Annotated in this window: 15 protein-coding genes; 9 read left to right on the forward strand and 6 right to left on the reverse strand. The window is 65.7% G+C overall.

Features of this window, described 5'->3' with window-relative positions; all coding sequences use genetic code 11:
* Positions 1 to 109 precede the first annotated feature (109 nt).
* From aztC to aztA, 3 genes are all read right to left on the reverse strand, one after another.
* Positions 110 to 1051 carry a zinc ABC transporter substrate-binding protein AztC gene (gene aztC / locus WDX12_RS25000; protein WP_434722398.1) on the reverse strand — a complete coding sequence of 314 codons (942 nt, stop codon included), beginning with the start codon at positions 1049 to 1051 and terminating at the stop codon, positions 110 to 112.
* 190 nt (positions 1052 to 1241) lie between these two features.
* A complete protein-coding gene (aztB, locus tag WDX12_RS25005; protein WP_434725706.1) occupies positions 1242 to 2117 on the reverse strand; it encodes a zinc ABC transporter permease AztB in 876 nt (291 codons plus the stop codon).
* A complete protein-coding gene (aztA, locus tag WDX12_RS25010; protein ID WP_434722399.1) occupies positions 2117 to 2941 on the reverse strand; it encodes a zinc ABC transporter ATP-binding protein AztA in 825 nt (274 codons plus the stop codon). The genes aztB and aztA overlap by 1 nt, the downstream gene beginning before the upstream one ends.
* Before the next feature lie 220 nt (positions 2942 to 3161).
* On the opposite strand from aztA, the gene WDX12_RS25015 reads away from it, so the two are divergent.
* The gene (locus WDX12_RS25015) at positions 3162 to 3506 is read left to right on the forward strand and encodes a RidA family protein (RefSeq protein WP_320297365.1); all 345 of its coding nucleotides are present in this window, start codon (positions 3162 to 3164) and stop codon (positions 3504 to 3506) included.
* 201 nt (positions 3507 to 3707) lie between these two features.
* On the opposite strand, the gene hutC is transcribed toward WDX12_RS25015, so the two are convergent.
* Positions 3708 to 4454: a histidine utilization repressor gene (hutC, locus tag WDX12_RS25020; RefSeq protein ID WP_434722400.1), complete on the reverse strand. Its 747-nt coding sequence runs from the start codon at positions 4452 to 4454 to the stop codon at positions 3708 to 3710.
* A 13-nt stretch (positions 4455 to 4467) separates the two neighbouring features.
* The gene (locus tag WDX12_RS25025) at positions 4468 to 5823 is read right to left on the reverse strand and encodes a formimidoylglutamate deiminase (RefSeq protein ID WP_434722401.1); all 1356 of its coding nucleotides are present in this window, start codon (positions 5821 to 5823) and stop codon (positions 4468 to 4470) included.
* 97 nt (positions 5824 to 5920) lie between these two features.
* On the opposite strand from WDX12_RS25025, the gene hutI reads away from it, so the two are divergent.
* The 8 genes from hutI (at position 5921) to WDX12_RS25065 (ending at position 23991) form a co-directional block, all read left to right on the forward strand.
* On the forward strand, positions 5921 to 7150 hold the full coding sequence (gene hutI / locus WDX12_RS25030; RefSeq protein ID WP_434722402.1) for an imidazolonepropionase: 1230 nt from the start codon (positions 5921 to 5923) through the stop codon (positions 7148 to 7150).
* A complete protein-coding gene (hutH, locus tag WDX12_RS25035) occupies positions 7147 to 8682 on the forward strand; it encodes a histidine ammonia-lyase (RefSeq protein ID WP_434722403.1) in 1536 nt (511 codons plus the stop codon). Before hutI ends, hutH begins: the two co-directional genes overlap by 4 nt.
* A 220-nt stretch (positions 8683 to 8902) precedes the next feature.
* Positions 8903 to 9721 (forward strand): N-formylglutamate deformylase, encoded by an 819-nt coding sequence (gene hutG / locus WDX12_RS25040; RefSeq protein ID WP_434722404.1) that lies wholly within the window; start codon positions 8903 to 8905, stop codon positions 9719 to 9721.
* A 25-nt stretch (positions 9722 to 9746) separates the two neighbouring features.
* On the forward strand, positions 9747 to 11420 hold the full coding sequence (hutU, locus tag WDX12_RS25045) for a urocanate hydratase (RefSeq protein WP_434722405.1): 1674 nt from the start codon (positions 9747 to 9749) through the stop codon (positions 11418 to 11420).
* A gap of 4 nt (positions 11421 to 11424) precedes the next feature.
* Positions 11425 to 12012 carry a HutD/Ves family protein gene (locus WDX12_RS25050; protein WP_434722406.1) on the forward strand — a complete coding sequence of 196 codons (588 nt, stop codon included), beginning with the start codon at positions 11425 to 11427 and terminating at the stop codon, positions 12010 to 12012.
* 270 nt (positions 12013 to 12282) lie between these two features.
* Positions 12283 to 20862, forward strand: a complete 8580-nt coding sequence (locus WDX12_RS25055; RefSeq protein WP_434722407.1) for a GH36-type glycosyl hydrolase domain-containing protein — start codon at positions 12283 to 12285, stop codon at positions 20860 to 20862.
* A 375-nt stretch (positions 20863 to 21237) separates the two neighbouring features.
* A complete protein-coding gene (locus WDX12_RS25060; RefSeq protein ID WP_434722408.1) occupies positions 21238 to 23007 on the forward strand; it encodes a glucan ABC transporter ATP-binding protein/ permease in 1770 nt (589 codons plus the stop codon).
* 225 nt (positions 23008 to 23232) lie between these two features.
* Positions 23233 to 23991: a heme ABC transporter permease gene (locus WDX12_RS25065; RefSeq protein WP_434722409.1), complete on the forward strand. Its 759-nt coding sequence runs from the start codon at positions 23233 to 23235 to the stop codon at positions 23989 to 23991.
* Between the two features lie 160 nt (positions 23992 to 24151).
* On the opposite strand, the gene WDX12_RS25070 is transcribed toward WDX12_RS25065, so the two are convergent.
* Positions 24152 to 25210 carry a D-TA family PLP-dependent enzyme gene (locus tag WDX12_RS25070; protein ID WP_434722410.1) on the reverse strand — a complete coding sequence of 353 codons (1059 nt, stop codon included), beginning with the start codon at positions 25208 to 25210 and terminating at the stop codon, positions 24152 to 24154.
* Positions 25211 to 25254: the final 44 nt, after the last annotated feature.

Genomic DNA, 25254 nt, shown 5'->3' on the forward strand with positions numbered 1-25254 from the left:
CAATCCGGATTGCATTAACCGCTGTAGCAGATAGACATTTCCGTGCGCAAATCCAGCCGGAACTTGGTCCGGCTGGAAGGAGTGACTGTTTCTGCGCCTGGGTTGTTCCTCAACTCCCCAGGATCGCGCCTTTGATCTGCGTGATGTTGTTGTGCATCATGTCGATATAGGTCGACGCGGAGCCATCGGACGCCGACAGCGCGTCCGAATAGAGCGTGCCGCCGACCTTGATGCCGGTCTCGCCGGCGATCTGCTCGATCAGCCGCGGATTGGTGATGTTTTCCAGGAAGATCGCCGCCGCCTTGTCCTGCTTCACCTGTTTCACAAGCTTGGCGACGTCGGCGGCCGACGGTTCGGAATCGGTCGAGATGCCCTGCGGCGCCAGGAAGGTCAGGCCGTATTCGTGCTCGAAATAGCCGAAGGCGTCATGCGAGGTGATGACGACGCGCTTCGCCTCTGGGATCGACTGGATCGCTGCCTTAACTTCCGTCTCCACCGCGTCGAGCTTGGTGGTGTAGGCGGCGGCATTGGCCTTGTAGCTGTCGCAGCCTTCCGCGTCGGCTGCGCAGAACGCCTCGGCGATGTTCTTCACATAGATCTTGGCATTGGCGATCGACTGGAAGGCGTGCGGATCGGTGACGGTCTTGCCGCCGCTGGTGTCAGCGCCTTCAGCCGCGTCCGCATCGGCGAATTCCGGCTTGAAGTCGATCGGCGTCACGCCCTTGGTCAGCGTCACGATCGCGGCCTTGGTGGCGCTGGCGTCGACCAGGCGCTGCAGGAAACCCTCGAAATGCAGGCCGTTGACCAGCACCACGTCGGCTTTGGCCATCGCCACCGCGTCGGCCGGGCTCGGCTCATAGACATGCGTGTCGCCGTCCGGCCCGACGATGGTGGTGATGTTGACGCGGTCGCCGCCGACGTTTTTCGCAAAGTCGGCAATCACCGTGAAGCTCGCCACGACCTTGAGCGGCGCCGCGAAGGCAGTCGACGTAGCGAGAGCGCTTAATGTTATAACGCTCAACGTCAGTGCGGCGCGGAAGGATTTCAGCATTGGAGTCTCCTTGCTTGGGGATTAGGTTAGAGCGAGATGAGGTTAGATTGGATCATTCTGTTTCTCGGGCGGCGGGCACCCGCGGCGTCGAGCCGCTTGGGCGATGGAACCCCATCGCCCGGCGCGCCTCTCCTACCGGATTGCATCGCCGCCCGAGAAACAGAATGATCCAATCTAACCTCATCTCGCTCTAAGCAGTCCGGTGTCGGTGATGCACGATGCGGGCGCGCAGCACGCCGCGCGTGCCGAACAGGATCGAGCAGAAATAGACGACGCCCGCCGAAAGGATGATCGCCGGGCCGGAGGGCAGCGAGGCGTGGTAGGACAACAACAGTCCGGCGATGCAGGAGGCAAAGCCGATCAGCACCGCCAGCACGCACATCGGCTCCACGCGCATCGTCCAGAAGCGGGCGGCGGCGGCGGGTAGCATCATCAATCCGACCGAGAGCAGCGTGCCCAGCGCCTGGAAGCCCCCGACGAGGTTGAGCACGACGAGGCCGAGGAAGATGAAATGCACCGGGCTGCCCATGCGGCTCACCGAGCGCAGGAACAGCGGGTCGAGGCACTCGGCGACCAGCGCGCGCCAGAAGACGGCGAGGCAGGCGAGCGTCACCACCACGATGCCGCCGATCAGGATCAGCGCCTCATTGTTGAGCGCCAGCACGGTGCCGAAGAGCACGTGCATCAGGTCGACGCTGGAGCCGCGGATCGACACCATCAGCACGCCGACGGCAAGCGAGATGAGATAGAAGGCCGCCATCGAGGCGTCCTCGCGCTGGATGGTGAAGCGCGAGACCGCGCCCGCGCCGAGCGCCACGATGATGCCGGCAATCAGCCCGCCGACCGTCATCGGCAGGATTTCGAGGCCATAGAGCAGGAAGCCGGCGGCCGCGCCCGGCAGGATGGCATGCGCCATCGCGTCGCCCGACAGGCTCATGCGCCTCAGCATCAGGAAGACGCCGACCGGGCAGGCGCCGAGCGACAGCATCAGCGAGCCGAACAGCGCCCGCTGCATGAAGGCGAAATCGGCGAAGGGCGCGATGAAAAGGCCGTAGAGGAACTCCATCACGCCGCCCTCGGTCCGGAGCCGTGCTGATGGTCATGGTGGTGATCATGCGCATGATCGTGATGGTCGTGATCATGCCCATGATCATGGTCATCGGGCTCGCACCACGGCGCATTCTCTTCCCACGCCTCGTGGAAGCGCCTTGCCTTGAGCAGGTTTTCCGGCCGCAGCGTTTCCTTTGTGTCGCCCCAGGCGACGGGCTGGCGCGCGAGCAGCAGCGTTTCCGGGAAATTCTGCCGCACCAGATCGAGGTCGTGCACCACGACCATGATCGTGCGTTCTTCGCCATGCCAGCGCTTTATCAGCTGGATGAGATCGCCGACCGTCTTGGCATCGACCGCGTTGAACGGCTCGTCGAGCAGGATGAGGTCGGCATCCTGCAAAAGCACCCGGGCAAACAGCGTGCGCTGCAACTGGCCGCCGGAGAGCGTGTCGATCGGCCGCTTCTCGAAGCCGCCAAGGCCAACCGCCATCAGCGCCTTGCTGACCGACTCGCGGTCTTCCCTGGTGTAACGGCCGAGCATGCCGCGCTTCGGCCACAGTCCGAGCGAGACGAGATCGACGACGCGCGCCGGAAAGGACCGGTCGAGCTCCGACTGCTGCGGCAGATAGGCCGTGCGCACGCCAGGCATGCGGACCACGGCGCCTTCCATCGGCTTCAGCACGCCCACGATGCCCTTCATCAGCGTCGACTTGCCCGAACCATTGGCGCCGACCACGGCGGTCAGCGAGCCTTTGCGGACGGTGCCGTTCAAATGATGGATGGCCGGGTGGCTGTTATAGCCCAGCGTCAGGTCGCGGAAGGTCAGGCAGGCAGTGGTCATCAGGCGGCGGTCCGCGAAATCGAGTGCGTTGTCGATATGTGATGTTATTACATTAGTCAACACGCCGGCCCGGCGGAATTGTGTCACGACCGGTCAACTCGCCGTGTAGGCGTGCCGTTCGGGACCGGACATTGGCTCAATTGGTTTCGCGCCCGCCGGCCTTGCCCCGCGCCGGCCCGGACTCTAAACAGCAGCGACTCCCACAACGAAGGAACCTCCAATGAGCATTCGTCGCATCGATGTCGGCCCGCGCATGAGCCAGATTGTCATTCATGGCAACACCGTCTATCTGGCCGGCCAGGTCGGTCAGCCCGGCGGCAACGTCGCATCGCAGACGCGCGACATCCTGAAGACCATCGACGAATTGCTGGCCAAGGCCGGCACCGATAAGACCAAGATCGTGCAGGCGATCATCTGGCTGGACGACATGAAGACCTTTGCCGAAATGAATTCGGAATGGGACAAGTGGGTGCCGCAGGGCCACACCCCGGCGCGCGCCACCGGCGAAGCCAAGCTCGCCACCCCGGAATATCTGGTCGAGATCATTGTGACGGCTGCGCTGTAGCGCCAGCCTTGCCTTCTCCCCCCTGTGGGAGAAGGTGGCCGCGAAGCGGCCGGATGAGGGGTGCTGGAAGGATCGGGGCGCTGAAGATCTTGGCGCTCCAAGCGCTTGGATTTCCTGGCGCTGAGTTCCTTCCAGCACCCCTCATCCGTCTCGGCGCTTCGCGCCGATCCACCTTCTCCCACAAGGGGAGAAGGCGAGGGGCTACCCCTGCGATGGCGTGAACCTTGCCACCAGCGTGTGGCTCTCCGCCGGATAGATGAACCGCACATGCGTCACCGGGTGCTCGGCGCTCCAGGTGCGGCGCTCGACAACCAGGCAGGGCGCGCCGGGATCGATGTCGAGCGCGTCGGCGATTGTCTCGTCCGCCGCCATGGCGCGGATGCGGTGCTCGGCCTCGCTCCACGGCACGCGACCGATCAGCCAGGGGCCGGGCGCGATATCGAGAAACTCCTCCTCGCCGGCCTCGGTTACAGCCGAAAGATTGATCAGCCGCTGCTCGAGCGCGAAGGGCCGTTCGCCGGCAAAATGCAGGCTCTCCAGCGCCAGCACCGGACCCGGTGCGGAAAGCCCGAGCAACGCGCGGTCCTCGGCGCTGCTGCGCCGTTTCAGGCGCTCCAGCCGCTCATAGCGATAGGGCAGGCCGAGCGCCTCGACCTCGATCCGGATGTCGTGCAGTTCCAGCACCGCCGCCTGTGATTGCGGCTGGCGCACGAAGCTGCCGGAGCGGCGCCTACGCTCGATCAACCCGGCTTTGGCGAGTTGCGACAGCGCCTTGTTCACCGTCATGCGCGAGCAATTGTATTGAGCCGTCAGCTCGTGCTCGAAGGGGATGCGATGTCCAGGCGCCCAGGCGCCCGACAGGATTTTTTCGCGGATGTCCGACAGGATGCGCTGGTGCAGCGAGAGGATCTCGCCGTTTTCGACATCGTCTGTCTCGACCAAGCTCATCGGACGGTCCTGTTCAACCTTGCGACAATGCGGTCATGACTTGGCGGAACCGCGCGGCGACAGCCTCGCGCTTCGCGTGCCTGCCGCCGGCGACCTGCTTCTTGCCATGCACCCAGACACAATCGACCTTGCTGCCATTGGCAAAGATCCAGGCGTCGAGGATCGCATCGCCCGTCTTGCCGGTCAGCGATGGGTGGCCAGCGCCAAGCGAGACGAGATCGGCAGGGCCGCCCGCGGCAATCCGGGAAGGCCCGGCGCCGAGCGCCTGGCTGCCGCCGTCGAGCGAAGCGTCGAACAGCGCACGCCCCGTGGATCCGCCCGCGCGGGCCAGCACGTTGCGGGCGCGATGGGCGAGGCGCTGCGAATATTCGAGCTGCCGAAGCTCGTCCGGCAGGCCGATCAGCACGTTGGAATCGGAGCCGACGCCGAAGCGGCCGCCATGCTCGACGAACAGCGGCGCGGCAAATGTGCCATCGCCGAGATTGGCCTCGGTGATCGGGCAGAGCCCGGCGATGGCGCCGCTTTTGGCCATGGCGATCGTTTCGGCATCGGTCATATGCGTGGCGTGGATCAGGCACCAGCGTTTGTCCACCGTGGTGTTGGCAAGCAGGAGCTCGACCGGACGCCTGCCCGACCAGGCAACGCAATCCTCGACCTCCTTTACCTGTTCGGCGACATGGATATGGATCGGTCCGTCCGGCGCCATCGCCGCGACCGCATTGAGCTCGCCCGGCGTTGCGGCGCGCAGGCTGTGCGGCGCGACACCGACGACGGCCTGCTCCAACGAGCGAACGCCCTCGCGGGCTTTCCCAAGCAGACGTCCGAAGCGCTCGACATCATTGATGAATCGCCGCTGGCCCTCGTTCGGGGCGGCGCCGCCGAAGGCGGAATGGGCATAGAAGACAGGCAGCAGCGTCAGCCCGATGCCGGTGTCGGCGGCCGCGGCGGCGATCCGCTCCGCCATCTCGGCGATGTTGGCGTAAGGCTTTCCGTCGCGGTCGTGATGCAGGTAATGAAATTCGCCGACGCGCGAGAACCCGGCCTCCAGCATTTCGACATAGAGCTGTGACGCGACCGCCTCGACCTGGTCCGGCGTCATCGACAGGGCGAAGCGGTACATCACCTCGCGCCAGCTCCAGAAACTGTCGGCCGAAGGGCCGCGCAACTCGGCAAGACCTGCCATGCCGCGCTGGAAGGCGTGGCTGTGCAGATTGGGCATGCCCGGCACGACGATGGCATGGCGCTCGTCGCCGGCCTGCGCGGAAGCGCCAGCCTCGACCGTGGAGAAGCGGCCGCCGTCGAAGGCGATCCTTACATTGCCCTGCCAACCACCGGGCAGCAGCGCCTGTTCCGCAAAGATCGCCGTCACTTTTCTCTCCGAATCTGAACGCGCCAGCGACGATACCACTTGCGTCGCGTTTTAATATGTATATACATAATCGCCATCCAATCAAATGGAAAAGATGATGGGTGGAGCAAACGGAAAGAGCGGCCATCGGGTCTGGCGCAATGCGCGCCTGGCGACCATGGCCGATGGTGCGGCCGGTCTCGGCATCGTCGAGAAAGGCGCGGTCGCCGCGCGCGACGGGCTTATTGTCTATGCCGGCCCCGAGGCCGATATGCCGGCCGCTGCCGGGCAGGGCGCCGAGACCGTCGATTGCGCTGGCCGCTGGATCACGCCCGGCCTGATCGATTGCCATACGCATCTGGTCTATGCGGGAAATCGCGCCAACGAATTCGAGATGCGGCTGGCCGGCGCCACTTATGAGGAAGTGGCGCGCGCCGGCGGCGGTATCGTCTCCTCGGTCAAGTCGCTGCGCGCCGCCGGCGAAGACGAGCTGGTCGCCCAGACGCTGCCGCGCCTCGACGCGCTGATGGCCGAAGGCGTCACCACCGTCGAGGTGAAATCGGGCTACGGCCTCGATGCCGACAACGAGAAGAAGTCGCTGCGCGCCGCCCGCCGTCTGGCCAATGAGCGTCCGGTCACGGTCCGCACCACTTGCCTTGCGGCGCACGCGCTGCCGCCGGAAGCCAAGGGTGACAAGGACGCGTTCATCGATCTCGTCGCCAACACCATCCTGCCGCAGGTCGCCGCCGAAAAACTCGCCGACGCCGTCGATGGTTTTTGCGAGGGCATTGCGTTCTCGCCGGAACAGATGGCGCGCGTCTTCGACAAGGCCAAGGCGCTTGGTCTGCCGGTGAAACTCCACGCCGACCAGCTCTCCAACCTGCATGGCGCGGCCTTTGCCGCCCGCTATGGCGCGTTGTCGGCCGACCATCTCGAATATACGGACGAGGAGGGCGCCGCGGCGATGGCCAAGGCCGGCACCGTTGCGGGCATCCTGCCCGGCGCCTACTACTTCATCCGCGAGACCAAGAAGCCACCGGTCGACCTCTTCCGCCGCCACGGCGTGAAGATGGCTGTCGCCACCGATTCCAATCCCGGCACCTCGCCGCTCACTTCGCTGCTGCTCACCATGAACATGGCCGCGACGCTGTTCGGCATGACTGTCGACGAATGCCTTGCCGGCGTCACCCGCGAAGCCGCGCGCGCCCTTGGCCTGCTGGGCAACACCGGCACGCTTGAAGCCGGCAAATCGGCCGATCTCGCCATCTGGGACATCGAGCGCCCGGCCGAACTCGTCTACCGCATGGGCTTCAACCCGCTCCATGCCCGTATCTGGAGAGGACAATGACCGAACTTACCCTGACGCCCGGCAACGCGACGCTTGCCGACTGGCGCGCCATCTATCGCGGCGCCGTGCCGAAGCTCGACGCTGCTTGCCGGCCGAAGATCAAGGCGAGCGCCGAAGCGGTGGCCCGCATCGTCGCCAAAGGCGAGCCGGTCTATGGCATCAACACCGGCTTCGGTAAGCTCGCCAGCGTCCGCATTCCGGCCAACGATCTCGAAACGCTCCAGCGCAACATCGTGCTCTCGCATGCCGCCGGCGTCGGCGAGCCGATGCCCGTCGCCGTGGTGCGGCTGATGATGGCGCTGAAGCTCGCCAGCCTCGCCCAGGGCGCCTCCGGCGTGCGGCCCCAGACCATCGAATTGCTGGAAGCCATGCTCGCCAACGACGTCATCCCCGTCGTACCGGCGCAAGGCTCGGTCGGCGCGTCCGGCGACCTCGCACCGCTTTCCCATATGACGGCCGTGATGATCGGCGTCGGCGAATGCTTCACCCCGCATGGCCGCTTCCCGGCCAAGGTGGCCTTCGTCTCGCACGGGCTGGAGCCGGTGACACTCGGCGCCAAGGAAGGCCTAGCCCTGCTCAACGGCACCCAGTTCTCGACGGCTTTCGCGCTCGCCGGCCTGTTCGAGGCGGAGACGCTCTACCAGTCGGCACTGGTCGCCGGCGCGCTGTCGACCGACGCCGCAAAGGGCTCCGACGCCCCCTTCGACCCGCGCATCCATCTGTTGCGCAAGCATCGCGGCCAGATCGAGACGGCCGATGCACTGCGCAACCTGATGGCCGGCAGCGCGATCCGTGAATCGCACCGCGTCGGCGACGAGCGCGTGCAGGATCCGTACTGCCTGCGCTGCCAGCCGCAGGTGATGGGCGCCGCGCTCGACGTGCTGCGCAAGGCCGCCGACACGCTTCGGACCGAGGCGAATGGCGTCACCGACAATCCGCTGATCTTTGCCGAGGACGACACCGCGCTTTCGGGCGGCAATTTCCACGCCGAGCCGGTGGCCTTCGCCGCCGACATGATCGCGCTTGCGGTCTGCGAGATCGGCTCGTTGTCGGAGCGGCGTATCGCCATGCTGGTCGACCCGGCGCTTTCGGGCATGCCGGCCTTCCTGACGCCGAAGCCGGGTTTGAACTCAGGCTTCATGATCCCGCAGGTGACGGCGGCGGCCCTCGTTTCGGAAAACAAGCAGAAGGCCTACCCGGCGAGCGTCGATTCCATCCCCACCTCGGCCAACCAGGAAGACCATGTCTCGATGGCGGCGCACGGCGCGCGCCGGTTGCTCGGCATGATCGAGAACGCGACCGCCGTGATCGGCATCGAGTTGCTGGCCGCAGCCCAAGGCTGCGACTTCCATCAGCCGCTTGCATCCAGCGAGGCGCTGGAAGCGGTGCGCAAGCTGGTCCGGGCCGAAGTCCCGCATCTCGACAATGACCGTCATTTCCATCCCGACATGGAAAAGGCGATCGCCATGGTGCGCAGCGGCGCCACGGTGAAGGCGGCGAGCGCGGTGGCGTTGCCGGGAATTGCGTCGTGAGAATACCGAAGATTGAAGGCCGCGATCCTTCGCGCCCCCCTCTGGCCTGCCGGCCATCTCCCCCTCCAGGGGGGAGATCAGCAGCTTCTTTGGCGCCGCCCCTCTTGCAGCGTCGGCGATTGGCGAAAGCCGCCGCGACGGCCAATCTCCCCCCAACAAGGGGAGATCCCCGGCAGGGGAGAGGGGGGCGCCGTAGAGCTCCAACTTACGGAGGTCTCTCATGACCTCGCCCAATTGGCTCACCGTCACCCAGGGCACCGCGCCGCTGCTGGTTTCGATCCCGCACACGGGCATCGACCTTGCTGGCCTTGACGGCCGGCTGGTCTCGACCTGGCTGGCCCGTCGCGACTGTGACTGGTGGATCGACAATCTCTACGATTTCGCCGCCGACCTCGGCGCAACGGTCGTTCACACCGCCATTTCGCGCACGGTCATCGACGTCAACCGCGATCCGTCCGGCGTCTCGCTCTATCCCGGGCAGGCGACGACTACCCTTTGCCCGACGGAGACTTTTGACGGTGACCCGCTCTACCGTATGGGCGACGAGCCGACGCCGGCCGAGATCGACCGGCGCCGCGAGACCTATTTCGCACCCTACCACGCTGCCCTGCAGGCCGAGATCGATCGGTTGCGCGGCATGCATGAAAAGATCGTGCTCTACGACTGCCACTCGATCCGCTCGGTCCTGCCGAGGCTGTTCGAAGGCACGCTGCCGGTCTTCAATCTCGGCACCAATGACGGCAAGAGCACCGATCAGGCGCTGCAGGAAAAGGTAGCCGCCATCCTGGCCGCGACCGGCGAGACCTGGGTGGTCAACGGCCGCTTCAAGGGCGGCTGGATCACCAGAAGCTTCGGCCAGCCCCGGAATGGCGTCCACGCGCTGCAGATGGAGCTGTCCAACCGCGGCTACATGCGCGAGCCGGCCGAGAAGGGTTCACCCGAGAACTGGCCGGTGCCCTACGACGCAACCTATGCCGCGCCGATCCGCGCCACGCTGAAGAACATCCTCGAAACCGCCATTGACTGGGCCGGGCGCTGACGCGCCGCCTTACTCGAAAGGGACAATGATGAACGATCCACGCCACAACATCCGCGAAGTGCGCAGCCCCCGCGGCGACAAGCTCAACGCCCGCTACTGGACGACCGAGGCGCCGCTGCGCATGCTGATGAACAATCTCGATCCGGAGGTCGCCGAGAACCCGAACGAGCTCGTCGTCTATGGCGGCATCGGCCGGGCGGCGCGCACCTGGAACGATTTCGACCGCATCGTCGCGTCGCTGAAGACGCTGGGCGAGGACGAGACGCTGCTGGTCCAGTCCGGCAAGCCGGTCGGCGTCTTCAAGACCCATTCCAACGCCCCGCGCGTGCTCATCGCCAATTCCAACATCGTGCCGCACTGGGCAACCTGGGAGAAGTTCAACGAGCTCGATAGGAAGGGCCTGATGATGTACGGCCAGATGACGGCCGGCTCGTGGATCTATATCGGCACGCAAGGCATCGTGCAGGGCACCTACGAAACCTTCGTCGAGGCCGGCCGCCAGCACTACAACGGCAACCTGAAGGGCAAGTGGATCCTGACCGGCGGTCTCGGCGGCATGGGCGGCGCCCAGCCTCTGGCCGCCGTCATGGCGGGCGCTTCCTGCCTTGCCATCGAGTGCAACCCGGATTCCATCGATTTCCGCCTGCGCACCCGCTATCTCGACGAGAAGGCCGAGACGCTCGACGAGGCGATGGAAATGATCGATCGCTGGACCAAGGCCGGCGAGGCGAAGTCGGTCGGCCTGCTCGGCAACGCGGCCGAGATCGTGCCGGAGATGTTCAGGCGCGGCATCCGCCCCGACATGGTCACTGACCAGACCTCGGCGCATGACCCGATCAACGGCTACCTGCCCAAGGGCTGGACGATGGCCGAGTGGCGCGAGAAGCGCGTCAGCGATCCGAAGGCAGTCGAGAAGGCGGCGCGCGCCTCGATGCGCGAGCATGTCGAGGCGATGGTGGCGTTCTGGAACGCCGGCGTGCCGACGCTCGACTATGGCAACAACATCCGCCAGGTCGCCAAGGACGAAGGGTTCGAGAACGCCTTCGCCTTCCCGGGCTTCGTGCCGGCCTATATCCGCCCGCTGTTTTGCCGCGGCATCGGCCCGTTCCGCTGGGCCGCGCTCTCGGGCGATCCGGAGGATATCTACAAGACCGACGCCAAGGTGCGCGAGCTTACCCCCGGCAACACGCATCTCCACAATTGGCTCGACATGGCGCGCGAGCGCATCTCGTTCCAGGGCCTGCCGGCGCGCATCTGCTGGGTCGGCCTCGGCGACCGCCACCGGCTCGGCCTCGCTTTCAATGAGATGGTGGCCAAGGGCGAGCTCAAGGCGCCGGTCGTCATCGGCCGCGACCATCTCGATTCCGGCTCGGTCGCCTCGCCGAACCGCGAGACCGAAGCGATGAAGGATGGCTCCGACGCCGTTTCCGACTGGCCGCTGCTCAACGCGCTGCTCAACACCGCGTCCGGCGCGACCTGGGTGTCGCTGCATCATGGCGGCGGCGTCGGCATGGGCTTCTCCCAGCATGCCGGCATGGTGATCGTCGCAGATGGCACGGCGGACGCTGCCAAGCGCCTGGAGCGTGTGCTGTGGAACGACCCGGCGACCGGCGTGATGCGTCATGCCGATGCCGGCTACGACATCGCCGTCGAGTGTGCCAAGGAGCACCAGCTCAACCTGCCGGGCATCCTGGGCTAAAGCGATGCGCATCCTTCGTGCCGCCGACTACAAAGTCATGCCGTGGAAGAATGGCGGCGGCACGACGACCGAGATCGCCGTCTCGCCTGATGGCGCCGGGCTCGACGATTTCGACTGGCGCATCTCGATGGCTAAAGTCGAAACCAGCGGGCCGTTCTCGAGTTTCGCCGGCATCGACCGCACGCTGTCGGTGCTGGAAGGCGAGGGGATCGTCCTCGACATCGCCGGCCAGCCGCCGGCGCAGCTGACCACGGCCTCGGCGCCACTAGCCTTCCCAGGCGACGTGCCGACCGGGGCGGCGCTGATCGGCGGCCCCATCACTGATCTCAACGTCATGACCCGCCGTGGCCGCATGGCCCATAAGGTCGAGCGCCGGGCGCTCTCCGGTGAAATTCGCATCTCGCCGCGCGCCGACACGACGCTGGTTCTGGCCGTCGACGCAGGCTTCACGCTCTTCACGGACGATGCGTCGAGCCTGGGATCGCTCGATACGCTGATCCTCGACCGGGACAGCCCGGAATTGCGGCTTCAGCCCAAGGGGCAGGGCCTGCTTTTCGTGATTGAGCTCCACCGCCTCGCCGCCAACCATTAACGGCTGTTGCCAAACATGATCGCGGCTCGGGCGAATTATCGCCCGGCCCCTTGCATGTATCACGAAAAAGCCTGAATCCTTGCCCTGATCCAACCGGGGGCGAAGAGCGAGGGGCGTTCGCCCACGAGCTGTCGAAAGGGCACGCCCCTGTTGTGGTGCGCAAAACAAACTTTCGGCCGATCAGTCATGCAACCAATTGCAATTGAACCGGTTTTAGGGCCATTGCCGTGGCGGTGACGCCGCATTGCGCCCCCGCTTACGGAATTTTCAATGAACATTCAGACGAATCCGAACAAGATCGAACAGACAAGCGCCGGCTTCCCGACGGTGACGGAAGTGCCGATACGCTCCAATTTCCTGCCCGAGGACCGGCTGCGCGCCTTGGGCGTTGCGCTCGCCAAGGGCGAGGTCAAGGAACTGTTCGGCCTCGCCCCGTTCGAGTTCCAGGCCCGCATCCGCGACAGCGCCAAGAAGATCCTCGAAGTCTACCGCTCGACCAATGCCGCCCAGGCCAAGGGCGAGACCATAACGCCGGCCGCGCAATGGCTGCTCGACAACAACTACCTGGTTGAGGAGACCATCTTCCAGGTCAAGCGCGACCTGCCGCGCCGCTTCTATCGCCAGCTGCCGACGCTCACGCTCGGCGACGGCACGGTGCTGCCGCGCGCCTTCGTCGTTGCCTGGAGCTATGTCGAGCACTCCGACAGCTCCGTTTCGGCCAACATGTTCAAGGCGATCGTCGAGGGCTTCCAGTCGGTCGAGCCGATGAAGATCGGCGAACTCTGGGCGCTGCCGTCGCTGCTGCGCTTCGTGCTGATCGAGAACCTGCGCCGCATCGCCGTGCGCGTCGATCGCACCAGGCAGATGCGCCACGTCGCCAACGAGGTCGCCGACCGCGTCCTGGCGACCGACGACAATGCCGACCGCACCAGGATCCTGTCCAACTACAGCGCGCATGCGCAGGACACCACGTTCGCCACCCAGCTGCTCTACCGCCTGCGCGACGGGTCGCAGAACGCCGGCCGCGCGCTGGAATGGCTGGAAGGCGAGCTCGAAAAGACCGGATCGGATGCCGAGGAGATTATCATCTCCGAGCACCAGACGCTGTCCGGCGGCAACGTCACCACCGGCAACATCATCCGCGGCCTGCGCCTCATCAACGACGTCGACTGGACGGTCTGGTTCGAAGGCGTCAGCCGCATCGACACGCTGCTGCGCGACAAGACCGATTTCGCCGACCTCGATTTCTTCTCGCGCGACCAGTACCGCACCGCGATCGAGCAGCTGGCGCGGCGCTCGGAGCTGTCCGAATACCGGGTGGCCGAGAAGGCGATCGAGCTTGCCGGCCACACGCCCGGTGTCACCGATGCGTCCGGCGTGCCCGAAACTGCCGATCCCGACGTGCACACCGATGTAGGCTTCTTCCTGGTCGGCCCGCGCCGGCAGGAACTGGAAAAGGCGATCGGCTACCGGCCGCCTTTCTATGTGACCTTCAAGCGCGGCTTTGCCAGCGCCGGCTGGATGGGCATCGTCGGGCCGGTCTTCCTGCTGACGGCGCTGCTGCTCGTGCTGTCGGGCAGGGCGCTCGCCAATCTCGGCCTGTCGGTGGAATCGATCACGCTGATGCTGGCGCTGTTCGCGGTGCCGGCCAGCGAAGGAGCGCTGGCCTTTTTCAACACCGTGGTGGCGCTGTTCCTGAAACCGACCCGGCTTGTGGGCTACGACTACAACAAGCACGGCATCCCGTCCGCGTCGCGCACGCTGGTCGTGGTGCCCTCGCTGATCGGCTCGCGCGACGACGTCGAGGAAAACATCCGCAACATCGAGGTGCATCACCTCGCCAACACGGCGGAAGAAATCCATTTCGCTCTATTGTCCGACTGGCCGGATTCCAAGACTGAGATCGACGCCGCCGATATCGAGATCCTGCAATATGCCCGCGACGAGATCGCCAGGCTCAATGCCCGCTATCCGTCGGAAGGCTCGCCGCGCTTCTACCTCCTGCATCGCCGCCGGCTCTACAACCAGGCGCAGGGCTGCTGGATGGGCTGGGAGCGCAAGCGCGGCAAGCTGCATGAGCTGAACCTTCTGCTGCGTGGCGACAGCGACACCACCTTCCTGCCGCTCGACGTGCCGCTGCCGGAAAAGGTCGTCTATGTGATGACGCTCGACGCCGACACGCGCACCACGCGCGATGCGGTTTCGAGCCTGGTCGGCAAGCTCGCCCATCCGCTGAACCGCCCGCATTTCGATCCGGTCAAGCGCGTCGTCAGCGCCGGCTACACCATCCTGCAGCCGCGCATCACCGCTTCGCTGACCAGCGGCGACGACGCCTCCTTCTTCCAGCGCGTCTTTTCGGCCAATCGCGGCCTCGACCCTTATGTATTCGCCGTCTCCGACATCTACCAGGACGTCTTCGGCGACGGTTCTTTCACCGGCAAGGGCCTCTACCATGTCGACGCCTTCGAGGCGGCGCTGAAGGACCGCATCGACGAGAACACCATTCTCAGCCACGATCTGCTCGAAGGCGCCCTGTCGCGCGCGGCGCTGGTCACCGACGTCGAGCTGGTCGAGGATTATCCGACCCGCTATTCGGTCGACGCCTCGCGCCACCACCGCTGGGCGCGCGGCGACTGGCAGCTGCTCGGCTATATCTTCGATCCGCGCTCCGGCGTGCCGGCGCTGTCGCGTTGGAAGATGGTCGACAATCTGCGCCGCTCGGTCACTCCGATCTTCTGGGTCATGGCCTGCGTCGCCGGCTGGACGCTGCTGCCCTTCACCCAGGCCGCGCAGTGGCAGGCCCTGATGATCCTCAGCCTGTTCATGGCGCCGACCTTCGACATCGTGAACGGCATCCTGCCCAAGAGCGGCGACCAGACGCCGCGCGGCCATTTCTCTGCTTTGGCGCGCGACACGGTGTTTGGCACGGCGCTTGTGGCGCTCAAAGTGCTGTTGATGGCGCATCTCGCCTGGATGATGGGAGATGCCATCGTCCGCACCATCTACCGGCTCTTCGTCAGCCGGCAGAACCTGCTCGAATGGCGCACCGCCTCGCAGGCAGCCAAGGGCGGCAACGATCTCGGCGCCTATTACGGCATGATGTATGGCGCGGTCATCATCGGCGTCGTCGGCCTGGCGATTCCGGTGCTCGCCGATTCCACCGGCGCCTTCGTCGCCTTCTTCTTCGCCATTTTCTGGATCGCGTCGCCCGCCGTCGCCTGCTGGATCAGCCGTTCGGCCGAGACCGAGGACAGGCTGCGCATCTCGGCCGCCGACATTCACGCGCTGCGCACCTTCGCGCGCCGCACCTGGCATTATTTCGAGACCTTCGTGACCGCCGAGCAGCATCACCTGCCGCCGGACAATTTCCAGGAAAGCCCGGCGCCGGTGGTGGCGCCGCGCACCTCGCCGACCAATATCGGCGTCTATCTGCTTTCGGTGGTGTCGGCGCGCGACTTCGGCTGGATCAGCCTGTCGGACGCCATCACCCGCATCGACGCCACGATGACGACCATCGAGAACATGCCGCGCGATCGCGGCCATCTCTACAACTGGTACGACACGACGACGCTGAAGCCGCTTTATCCGCTTTACATCTCGGCGGTCGACAGCGGCAATCTCGCCGGCCACCTTGTCGCCGTGGCGGCCTCCTGCGCCGAATGGGCCGAAGCGCCGTCCGTGCATCTGCAAGGCGATTTCGAAGGCATCATCGACACCGTCACCATTCTCGACGAAAGCCTGGACGAATTGCCGGACGACCGCCGGCAGTTGCGACCGCTGCGCCAGCGCCTGGCCGACCGTCTCGACGGCATGCGCCGCGCCGTCGCGACCATCAAGGCGCAGCCTGAGATGGCGTCGATCCGCACCATCAACCTTGCCGTGCTGGCCGGCGAGATCCGCAAGCTCGCCACCGCCATCCACACCGAGGCGGCTTCGCCGAAGAGCGATGTCATTGCCGACTGGGCGGAGCGGCTGGAAGCGACCTGCGAAGCCCATGTGCATGACTCGCACAATGACGAGAGCGCGGTTTCGGCGCTGCGTGCCAAGCTGCTTGCGCTGCGCGAGCGCTGCCGTCGCTACGCCTTCGAGATGGATTTCTCCTTCCTGATGCGGCAGGAGCGCAAGCTTCTGTCGATCGGCTACCGCGTCGAGGACCGCCAGCTCGACGAGAGCTGCTACGACCTGCTCGCCTCGGAGGCGCGGCTCACCAGCCTGTTCGCCATCGCCAAGGGCGACCTGCCGACCGAGCATTGGTTCCGTCTCGGACGGCCGATCGTCGAGATCGGCTTCCAGGGCGCGCTGATGTCCTGGTCGGGCTCGATGTTCGAGTACCTGATGCCGCCGCTGGTGATGAAGGAGCCGCAGGGCTCGATCCTCAACCAGACCAGCAAGCTGATCATCAAACGCCAGATCCAGTATGCGCGCTCCAAGAACGTGCCCTGGGGCATTTCGGAAGCGGCCTACAACGCCCGCGACCGTGAGCTCACCTACCAGTACACCAATTTCGGCGTGCCCGGCCTCGGCCTGAAGCGCGGCCTTGGCCAGAACACCGTGATCGCGCCCTACGCGACGATCCTGGCGGCTCAGTTCAGCCCGCGCGAAGCGGTGCAGAACCTGCAACGGCTGCGCTCGATCGGTGCGCTCGGCCGTCACGGCTTCTACGACGCGGTCGATTTCACGCCGCAGCGCGTGCCCGAGGGCACCGACCACGCCGTGGTGCAGAACTACATGGCGCACCATTCCGGCATGTCGATCGCGGCGGTAGCCGACGCCATTTTCGAGGGCCGGCTGCGCGAGCGCTTCCACAGCGACCCGGTGATCGAGTCGGCCGAGCTCCTGTTGCAGGAGAAGGCGCCCCGCGACATTCCGACCGCGACCGTCCGGACGGAGGCCGACGAGCGCTCCAAGGACGAGACCGAGGCCGAGAGCCCCGACAGCCGCGTCGTCCTCGACCCGATCAAGGCGCTGCGCGCGACCAACGTCATGTCCAACGGCCGCTATTCGGTCATGGTCACCGCGACAGGCTCCGGCTACAGCCGCTTCGGCGAGCTTGCCGTCACCCGCTGGCAGCCGGACCCGAGCGAGGATCGCCTCGGCTCCTATATCTTCCTGCGCGACACCGCGACGGGCGACTGGTGGTCGGCCACGGCGGAACCGAAGCGCGCCGAAGGCGAGCGCGTCCAGACGCTGTTCGGCGACGACAAGGCGAGCTTCACCAAGACGGTGGGCTCGCTGCGTTCCGAAGTCGAGTGCATCGTCATTTCCGAAGGCAACGGCGAGGGCCGCCGCATCACGCTCTACAATGACGGCGCCACCGACCGGTATATCGAGGTGACTTCCTTCGCCGAGCTGGTGCTCGGCAACGAAGCCTCGGACAACGCGCATCCGGCGTTCTCCAAGATGTTCGTCGAGACCGAGATCGCGCCGAACAACGGCGCCATCTTCGCCACGCGGCGCAAGCGCGACAAGAACGATCCCGACCTCACTATGGTGCATTTCGTCACCGACCCGTCGGGTCCGTCGCGCGACGCCGAGGCCGAGACCGACCGGCGCGCCTTCATCGGCCGTGGCCGCACCATCGCCGATGCCGTCGCGTTCGACCCCGGCGTCAGGCTTTCCGGCAGCCAGGGCTTCACGCTCGACCCGGTGGCGGCGTTGCGCCGTCAGGTGCGCGTGCCGGCCAACAAGAAGGTATCGCTGACCTTCTGGACGGCCGTCGGCGTCAATCGCGACGAGCTCGACGAGGCGATCGCCCGGCTCGACCACCAGGAGAGTTTTGCCCGCCAGGCCATGCTTGCCTGGACGCGCAGCCAGGTGCAGACGCGCCATCTCGGCCTCAGCCTCACCGACGCCGCCAATGTGCAGAAGCTGGCGCGCTATTTGATCTATCCCGATCCGTTCCTGCGCCTGCCGGCGGAATCCATCGCGTCCGGCCTCGGCCGCCAGTCGAGCCTGTGGCCGACCAGCATCTCCGGCGATTTCCCGATCTTCCTCGTGCGCATCGGCGACGTCGCCGATCTCGAGATCGTCGCCCAGGCGCTCCGCTTCCAGGAGTATATGCGGGCCCGTGGCATGATGATCGACTTCGTCGTCGTCAACGAGCAGGCCTCGTCCTATGTGCAGGACCTGCAGCGCGCGGTGGAGACGCTGTGCGAGAACAGTCGCCTGCGCGGCCGCGAGCTCGGGCCGCGCCAGCACATCTTCGCGGTACGCCGCGACCTGATGGACGAGCCGACCTACAAGACCTTGCTGTCGGTGGCGCGCGTCGTGCTGCATACCCGCAACGGCACGATCTTCGACCAGCTCGAACGCGCCGAGACAGCGGCGCTCCAGGCCCGCGATGCCTTGCTGCAGGCCGAGGGCGGCTCGCCGCGCGAGCCCGTTCCGCCGCTGCCCTTGCCGGTCCCGGCAAGCCGGGGCGGGGCCGACATCGCCGCCGACGGCGGTGGTCTCAGACTTTGGAACGGCTTCGGCGGCTTTGACGGCGACGGCCGCCACTATGTCACGCGGCTGACCGGGCGGCGCTCGACACCGCAGCCCTGGATCAACGTGATCTCCAACGCTTCCTTCGGCTTCCACGTCTCGGCGGAAGGCGCCGGTTTCACCTGGAGCCGCAACAGCCGCGACTATCAGCTGACGCCATGGTCGAACGACCCGGTGTCGAACCGGCCGGGCGAGGGCTTCTATGTCTTCGACCACGCCAGCGGCAAGGCGTTCTCGCCGATGGCAGCGACGGTTCGCGATCCGTCGATGACCTATGAGACCTGGCACGGCCAGGGCTTCTCGACGTTCCGCTCGAAGCGCGGGCCGCTGTCGATGGATTTGACGCAGGTCGTCGATCCTGTCGATCCGGTGAAGATCAGCCGGTTGCGCATCCAGAATTCGGGTTCCGTGCCGGCGCGCCTGCGCGTCTATGCCTACGCCGAATGGGTGCTGGGCGGTCATCGCTCGCGCACCGCGGCGACCATCGTGCCTTCCCGGGACGCGGTGACCGGCGCCATGCTGGCGCAGAACCCCTATGGGCTCGATTTCGGCGAGCGCGTCGCCTTCCTGGCGGCAAGCCATCCCGTCCATTCGGTGACCGCGGACCGTTCCGAGTTCGTCGGCAGGCACGGTACGACCGAATATCCGCAGGCCGTGCTTGGCGGGCTTGCGCTCTCCGGCCGCATCGAGGCGGGCGACGATCCCTGCGCGGTTCTCGCCAGTGACATCGACATCCCTGCCGGCGGCGACGTCACGCTGCTCTGGCTGCTTGGCGACGCGGCAACGCCCGCCGAGGCGAGCGCGCTGGCGCAGGCCCATCGCGGCAAGGATTTCGACCAGCGCCTGGCCGACAACGAAAAGGCCTGGCGCGGCTTCCTCGACACCATCCAGGTCGAGACGCCCGACGAGGCGATGAACGCCATGGTCAACCACTGGCTGCCCTACCAGAGCCTGGCCTGCCGCATCCGCGCGCGCTCGGCCTTCTACCAGGCGAGCGGCGCTTTCGGCTTCCGCGACCAGTTGCAGGACACGCTTGCCCTTCTGGCGCACGACCCGAAGCTGGCGCGCGACCAGATCCTCAATGCCGCGCGCCGGCAGTTCCCCGAAGGCGACGTGCAGCACTGGTGGCTGCCGCGTACCGACGCCGGGGTGCGCACCATGATCTCGGACGACGTCGTCTGGCTGGCGCATGCGACGGCCCGCTACATCGAGGTGACGGGCGACGCTGGGATACTCAAGGAGCAGTTGCCCTTCGTCGACGGGCAGCAGCTCGGCGAGGGCGAGCATGACGCCTTCTTCACGCCGGAGATCACCAAGACCACCGCGCCGCTCTATGACCATTGCGCGCGGGCGCTCGATCTCGCGATCAAGCGCAGCAGCCCTGCCGGCCTGCCGCTCATCCTCGGCGGCGACTGGAACGACGGCATGAACCGTGTCGGCGAGGGTGGCAAGGGCGAGAGCGTGTGGCTGGGCTGGTTCCTGTTGAAGACGCTCACCGACTTTGCCCCTGTCGCCAAGGGGCAGGGCGACGCCAAAAGGGCGCAGGCCTGGGTCAAGCACGCTGACGTGCTCAAGCGTGCCCTGGAAAGCACCGCCTGGGACGGCCAGTGGTACCGGCGCGGCAGCTTCGATGACGGCACGCCGCTCGGCTCGCACAATTCGGACGAGTGCAAGATCGACTCCATCGCCCAGTCCTGGAGCGTGCTGTCGGGCGAGGGCGATCCCGCGCGCTCGACGACGGCCATGGAGCAGGCGACCGAGATGCTGGTCGACGACGAGCTCAAGATCGTCAAGCTGTTTACGCCGCCCTTCTCCAAGAGCCAGAAGGACCCCGGCTACATCAAGAGCTATCCGCCGGGCGTGCGCGAGAATGGCGGGCAGTACACCCATGCCGCCACCTGGTTCGTCATCGCGCTGGCGGAAATGGGCCGCACCGACGAGGCCTATCGCTGCTTCTCGATGCTGAACCCGGTCAATCACGCCTCGGACGAGGCGGCGGCCGAGCATTATCGCGTCGAACCCTATGTCGTGGCCGCCGACATTTATTCCGGCGAAGGCAAGGGCGGCCGTGGCGGCTGGACCTGGTACACGGGCTCGGCCGGCTGGCTTTACCGCGCCGCCGTGGAAGGCATTCTCGGCATAGAGCGGCGCGGCAAGGAGATCACGTTTAGGCCGAAGCTGCCCGGGCACTGGGACGGCTACGCCGCGACGCTCAAGATGTTCGACGGCGAAATCAAGCTTCGTGTCATCCGCGACAAAAAGACCAAGTCGATCTCGCTAGAAGTCGACGGCTCGAAGAAAAAAGCGACGTCTTTTGAGCCGAAGGCCGGCGGCAAGACCGAGGTCGTCGTCAGGATACCTGCGTAAAATCAAAGGCTTGGCTTGTCGGCCGCGCGTCCCCCGGGATGCGCGGCTGATCGCCGTTTTTTACTTGGCGAGGCTCCCGCGCCCGGTCACATGCCTTCCTTTAGGGCAGGCTAAGCAAGCAGCATGTGATTAAAAATGTGGCAGTGCGGGGTAAGTGCCATTATTTTGCCGCAAGGCTGACATTTCACCTTTTATCTCAAACCGTTAGGTGATCACGTCAGATTTCGTACCGTCGTCATCTTTTGTTCGCTAAATGGGAACGGAAGGGATAGACGACGCATTGTTTCGCGACACATTAACCGATACGTGTCAGAAAATGGTGCGGTGCACAAAACCGGCATTGAGCACTTACAAGAGTTTGGCGGAGTAGCTGAAGTGTCACTTCTGCAGATCTACTTAAGAGCGCTGGGTTATCTGGCGGCCGACAAGAAGCGCGTCGCGCTGATTTGCGGAGCCAACGTGGCGCTCGCGGCAATCGCAATCCTCGAGCCGATCCTGCTCGGCCGGGTGATCGGCGCCATCTCGGAAAAAGGCCCGGTGTTCTCGACGCTCGCCGTCTGGGCCGCTCTCGGCATTTTCAACGTCGTCGCCTTCGTGCTGGTTGCGCGCGGCGCCGATCGCTTCGCCCATGCCCGCCGTTCCGAAGTGCTCTGCCAGTCCTTTGAACGCGTGATCACCATGCCGCTCGCCTGGCATCACCAGCGCGGCACGTCCAATTCGCTGCACACGCTGCTGCGCGCCGTCGAGACCCTGTTCAGCCTGTGGCTCGAATTCATGCGCGTGCATCTGTCGACGGCAATCGCGCTGGTGCTGCTGGTGCCGACCGCGCTTGCCATGGATATCCGCATGTCCGTCGTGCTGCTCGGCCTCGGCGTGCTTTACGTCGGCATCGGCCGTATCGTCATGCGCCACACCAAGTCGGGGCAGACCGCAGTCGAGCGCCACTACCACACCGTCTTTGCCCATGTGTCCGATAGCGTCAGCAATGTCGCCGTGCTGCAGAGCTACAACCGCATCGGCCATGAGACCGCGACGTTGAAGCGTTACGTCAAGGACCTGCTTGATGCCCAGAACCCGGTGCTCGACTGGTGGGCGATCGCCAATGCGCTGAACCGGCTGTCGTCGACCATCTCGATGATGATCGTTCTGTCGATCGGCGCCTATCTCGTCACCCGTGGCCAGCTTCGCGTCGGCGATGTCGTCGCGTTCACCGGCTTTGCCGGAATGCTGATCGCCCGTCTCGACCAGATGTCGGCCTTCACCACCCAGATCTCCGAGGCGCGCGCCAAGCTCGAGGACTTCTACCGTCTTGAAGACTCGGCCGCCGAAACCGTCGAGCCCGACGGCCTGCGCGAGCTCACCAACGTCACCGGCCATGTGCGCTTCGAGGACGTCAGCTTCGAGTTCGCCAATTCCGGCCACGGCATCGAGGACGTCTCGTTCGAGGTCCAGGCTGGCCAGACGGTCGCTATCGTCGGCCCGACCGGCGCCGGCAAGACGACGCTCATCAACCTGTTGCAGCGCGTCTTCACGCCATCCAGCGGCCGTATCCTGATCGACGGCATCGATACCCGCACGGTGACCCGCAAGTCGCTGCGCCATTCGATCGCCACCGTCTTCCAGGACGCCGGCCTGCTCAACCGTTCGATCGAGGACAACATCCGCGTCGGCCGCGCCGATGCGAGCAATGACGAAGTGCACGCTGCTGCCAATGCCGCCGCCGCACAGGACTTCATCCTGTCCAAGAGCTGCGGCTACGACACTGTCGTCGGCGAGCGTGGCGGCCAGCTCTCGGGCGGCGAACGCCAGCGTATCGCCATTGCCCGCGCCGTGCTGAAGGACGCCCCGATCCTGGTGCTCGACGAGGCGACCAGCGCGCTCGACGTCGAGACCGAGGACCGCGTCAAGGAAGCGATCGACGAGCTGCGCCGCAACCGCACGACCTTCATCATCGCCCACCGTCTGACCACGGTCCGCGACGCCGACCTCGTCGTCTTCATGGACAAGGGCAAGGTGGTGGAGTTCGGCGGCTTCACCGAGCTGTCGCTGCGCAACGGCCGCTTCGCCAGCCTGCTGCGCGCCGGCGGCCTGCTCAACGACGAAGAGGTCCGGCGCCTCAGCCGTCCGGTCACGGAAGCGGCGTAAGCACGGCGCTTCTCCTTCTCCCCTTGTGGGAGAAGGTGGCCGCGTAGCGGCCGGATGAGGGGTGCTCCAGGGAAAGCCGACGTCTCACTCCGCTGGAACACCCCTCATCCGTCTCGGCGCTATCGCGCCGATCCACCTTCTCCCACAAGGGGAGAAGGGAAGGTCGCGCCGTCTGCGACAACCGTCCAATTGCCCTCGATCCATCGTCGGTCTATTTAGGTCGGCATGAGCGATACCACCTCACGGCTTGCCGCCTGGACCGATCTCGCCAACCCGACGCGCTTCGTCGGGCTGGCGGACAAGGTCATTCCGTGGCTGGCGGCGGTCGCGGCGATTCTGCTCGCCGTTGGCCTCTATATGAGCTTCACCGCGCCGGAGGATTTCCAGCAAGGCATCACGGTGCGCATCATGTATATCCACGTGCCTTTCGCCTGGCTCGCCATGATGTGCTACACGATCATGGCGCTCTCGGCGCTTGGCACGCTGGTCTGGCGTCATCCGCTGGCCGATGTCGCGCTGAAATCGGCGGCCCCGATCGGCGCCACCTTCACAGCGCTGGCGTTGATCACCGGCTCCATTTGGGGCAAGCCGATGTGGGGCACCTGGTGGGTGTGGGACGCCCGGCTGACCTCGGTGTTTGTGCTCTTCCTGATGTATCTCGGCATCATTGCGCTGACGCGCGCGCTGGACGATGCCGGCCGCGCCGCCTGGGCCGCCGCCATCATCACGCTGGTCGGCTTCATCAACATCCCGATCATCAAATTCTCGGTCGACTGGTGGAATACGCTGCACCAGCCGGCTTCCGTTTTCCGCCTCGGCGGCCCGACCATCGATCCCTCGATGCTGTGGCCGCTCGCCGTGATGGCGCTCGGCTTCACGGTGCTGTTCTTCGCGCTGCATCTGATGGCGATACGCACGGAGATTTTCCGGCGCCGCGTCACCGCGATGCGCAGGGTTGCGGCAAGGCAGGCGGAGCGGGCCTAACCTTCTCCCCTTGTGGGAGAAGGTGGATCGGCGCGTAGCGCCGAGACGGATGAGGGGTGTTCCAGCGGAGTGAGGCGCTGGTGTTCCCTGGAGCACCCCTCATCCGTCCGAGCTTCGCTCGGCCACCTTCTCCCACAGGGGGAGAAGGAGAGGCCGCTCCTCACCCCATCCGCCCCCTTGCCGCAACCGGCAGCGTTTCCAGCACCTTGTCGCCGTCGATCAGATGCACCTGCTCGAACAAATTGGTCACCACGCAGCAATGGTCGGGAACGACGCGCACGCGCTCGCCGATGTGCAATGCGGCGCCGTCCGATAGCGTGACGGTGCCGTGCTCTTCGCTCAAGCCAGTGACGCGGGCGCCGGGCACGCCCAGCAACTCGCCGAACTCCGGCAGCCCCAGCGTATCGGAGGACAGCGCCTTGCTGCCGCTGTCCAGGATGGCTCGGGTCGGGGTCGGATGGCTGACCACCGTGGCGAGTACCGTCAGCGCGCAATCGTCCAGCGTGCCGACGCCTTTGGCGACCTGGTAGCGATCGAGATAGATGTAGGTGCCGGGCCGATATTCGGTGACGACGCTGTCCTCGCCGGAACGCCACATGTCCGGCGTGCCGCCGCTGGAGATGCGCTCGCATGCGAGGCCGGCCGCCGCAAGCGCGTCGCGCGCGGCCTTCAGCCACGCTTCCGCCTCGGCGGCGCGGCCCGCGGCCGGATAGGTCATCAGCCCGCCGAAGGCGAGCCCCTTGGCCTTGTCGATCACTTTCGCCAGCGCCAGTGCATCGTCGGCGCTCTGCACGCCGCAGCGGCCCATGCCGGTGTCGCACTCGACCAGAACCTGCAACGGATGGTCGGTATCCGTGAAGGTGGCGGCAAGGCCTTCCAGCGTCTCACGGCTGTCCGCCGTCACCGACAGCGTCACGCGCCCATGCAATGCCTTCAGCCGCTCCAGCTTGGCGCGGCCAAGGATGTTGTAGGGCAGAAAAATGTCGGTCAGCCCGGCATCGGCCATCACCTCGGCCTCGCCGATCTTCTGGCAGGTGATACCGACGGCGCCGGCCCCGACCTGCTTCTTCGCCCAATAAGGCAGCTTGTGCGTCTTGATATGCGGTCGCAGCTTCAACCCATGCGCGTCGGCATGCGCCTGCGCCTTTTTGATGTTGGCTTCTGCGCGTGCCGCATCGATAAGGATCGCCGGCGTGTCGAGGTCGTCTATGCTTGGCATGGGATCACCGTCCAAAGCATGCCTGCCGATTCCGGCACGAGGAC

This window comes from Mesorhizobium sp. RIZ17 (assembly GCF_051127865.1).
GTDB lineage: Bacteria > Pseudomonadota > Alphaproteobacteria > Rhizobiales > Rhizobiaceae > Mesorhizobium > Mesorhizobium humile.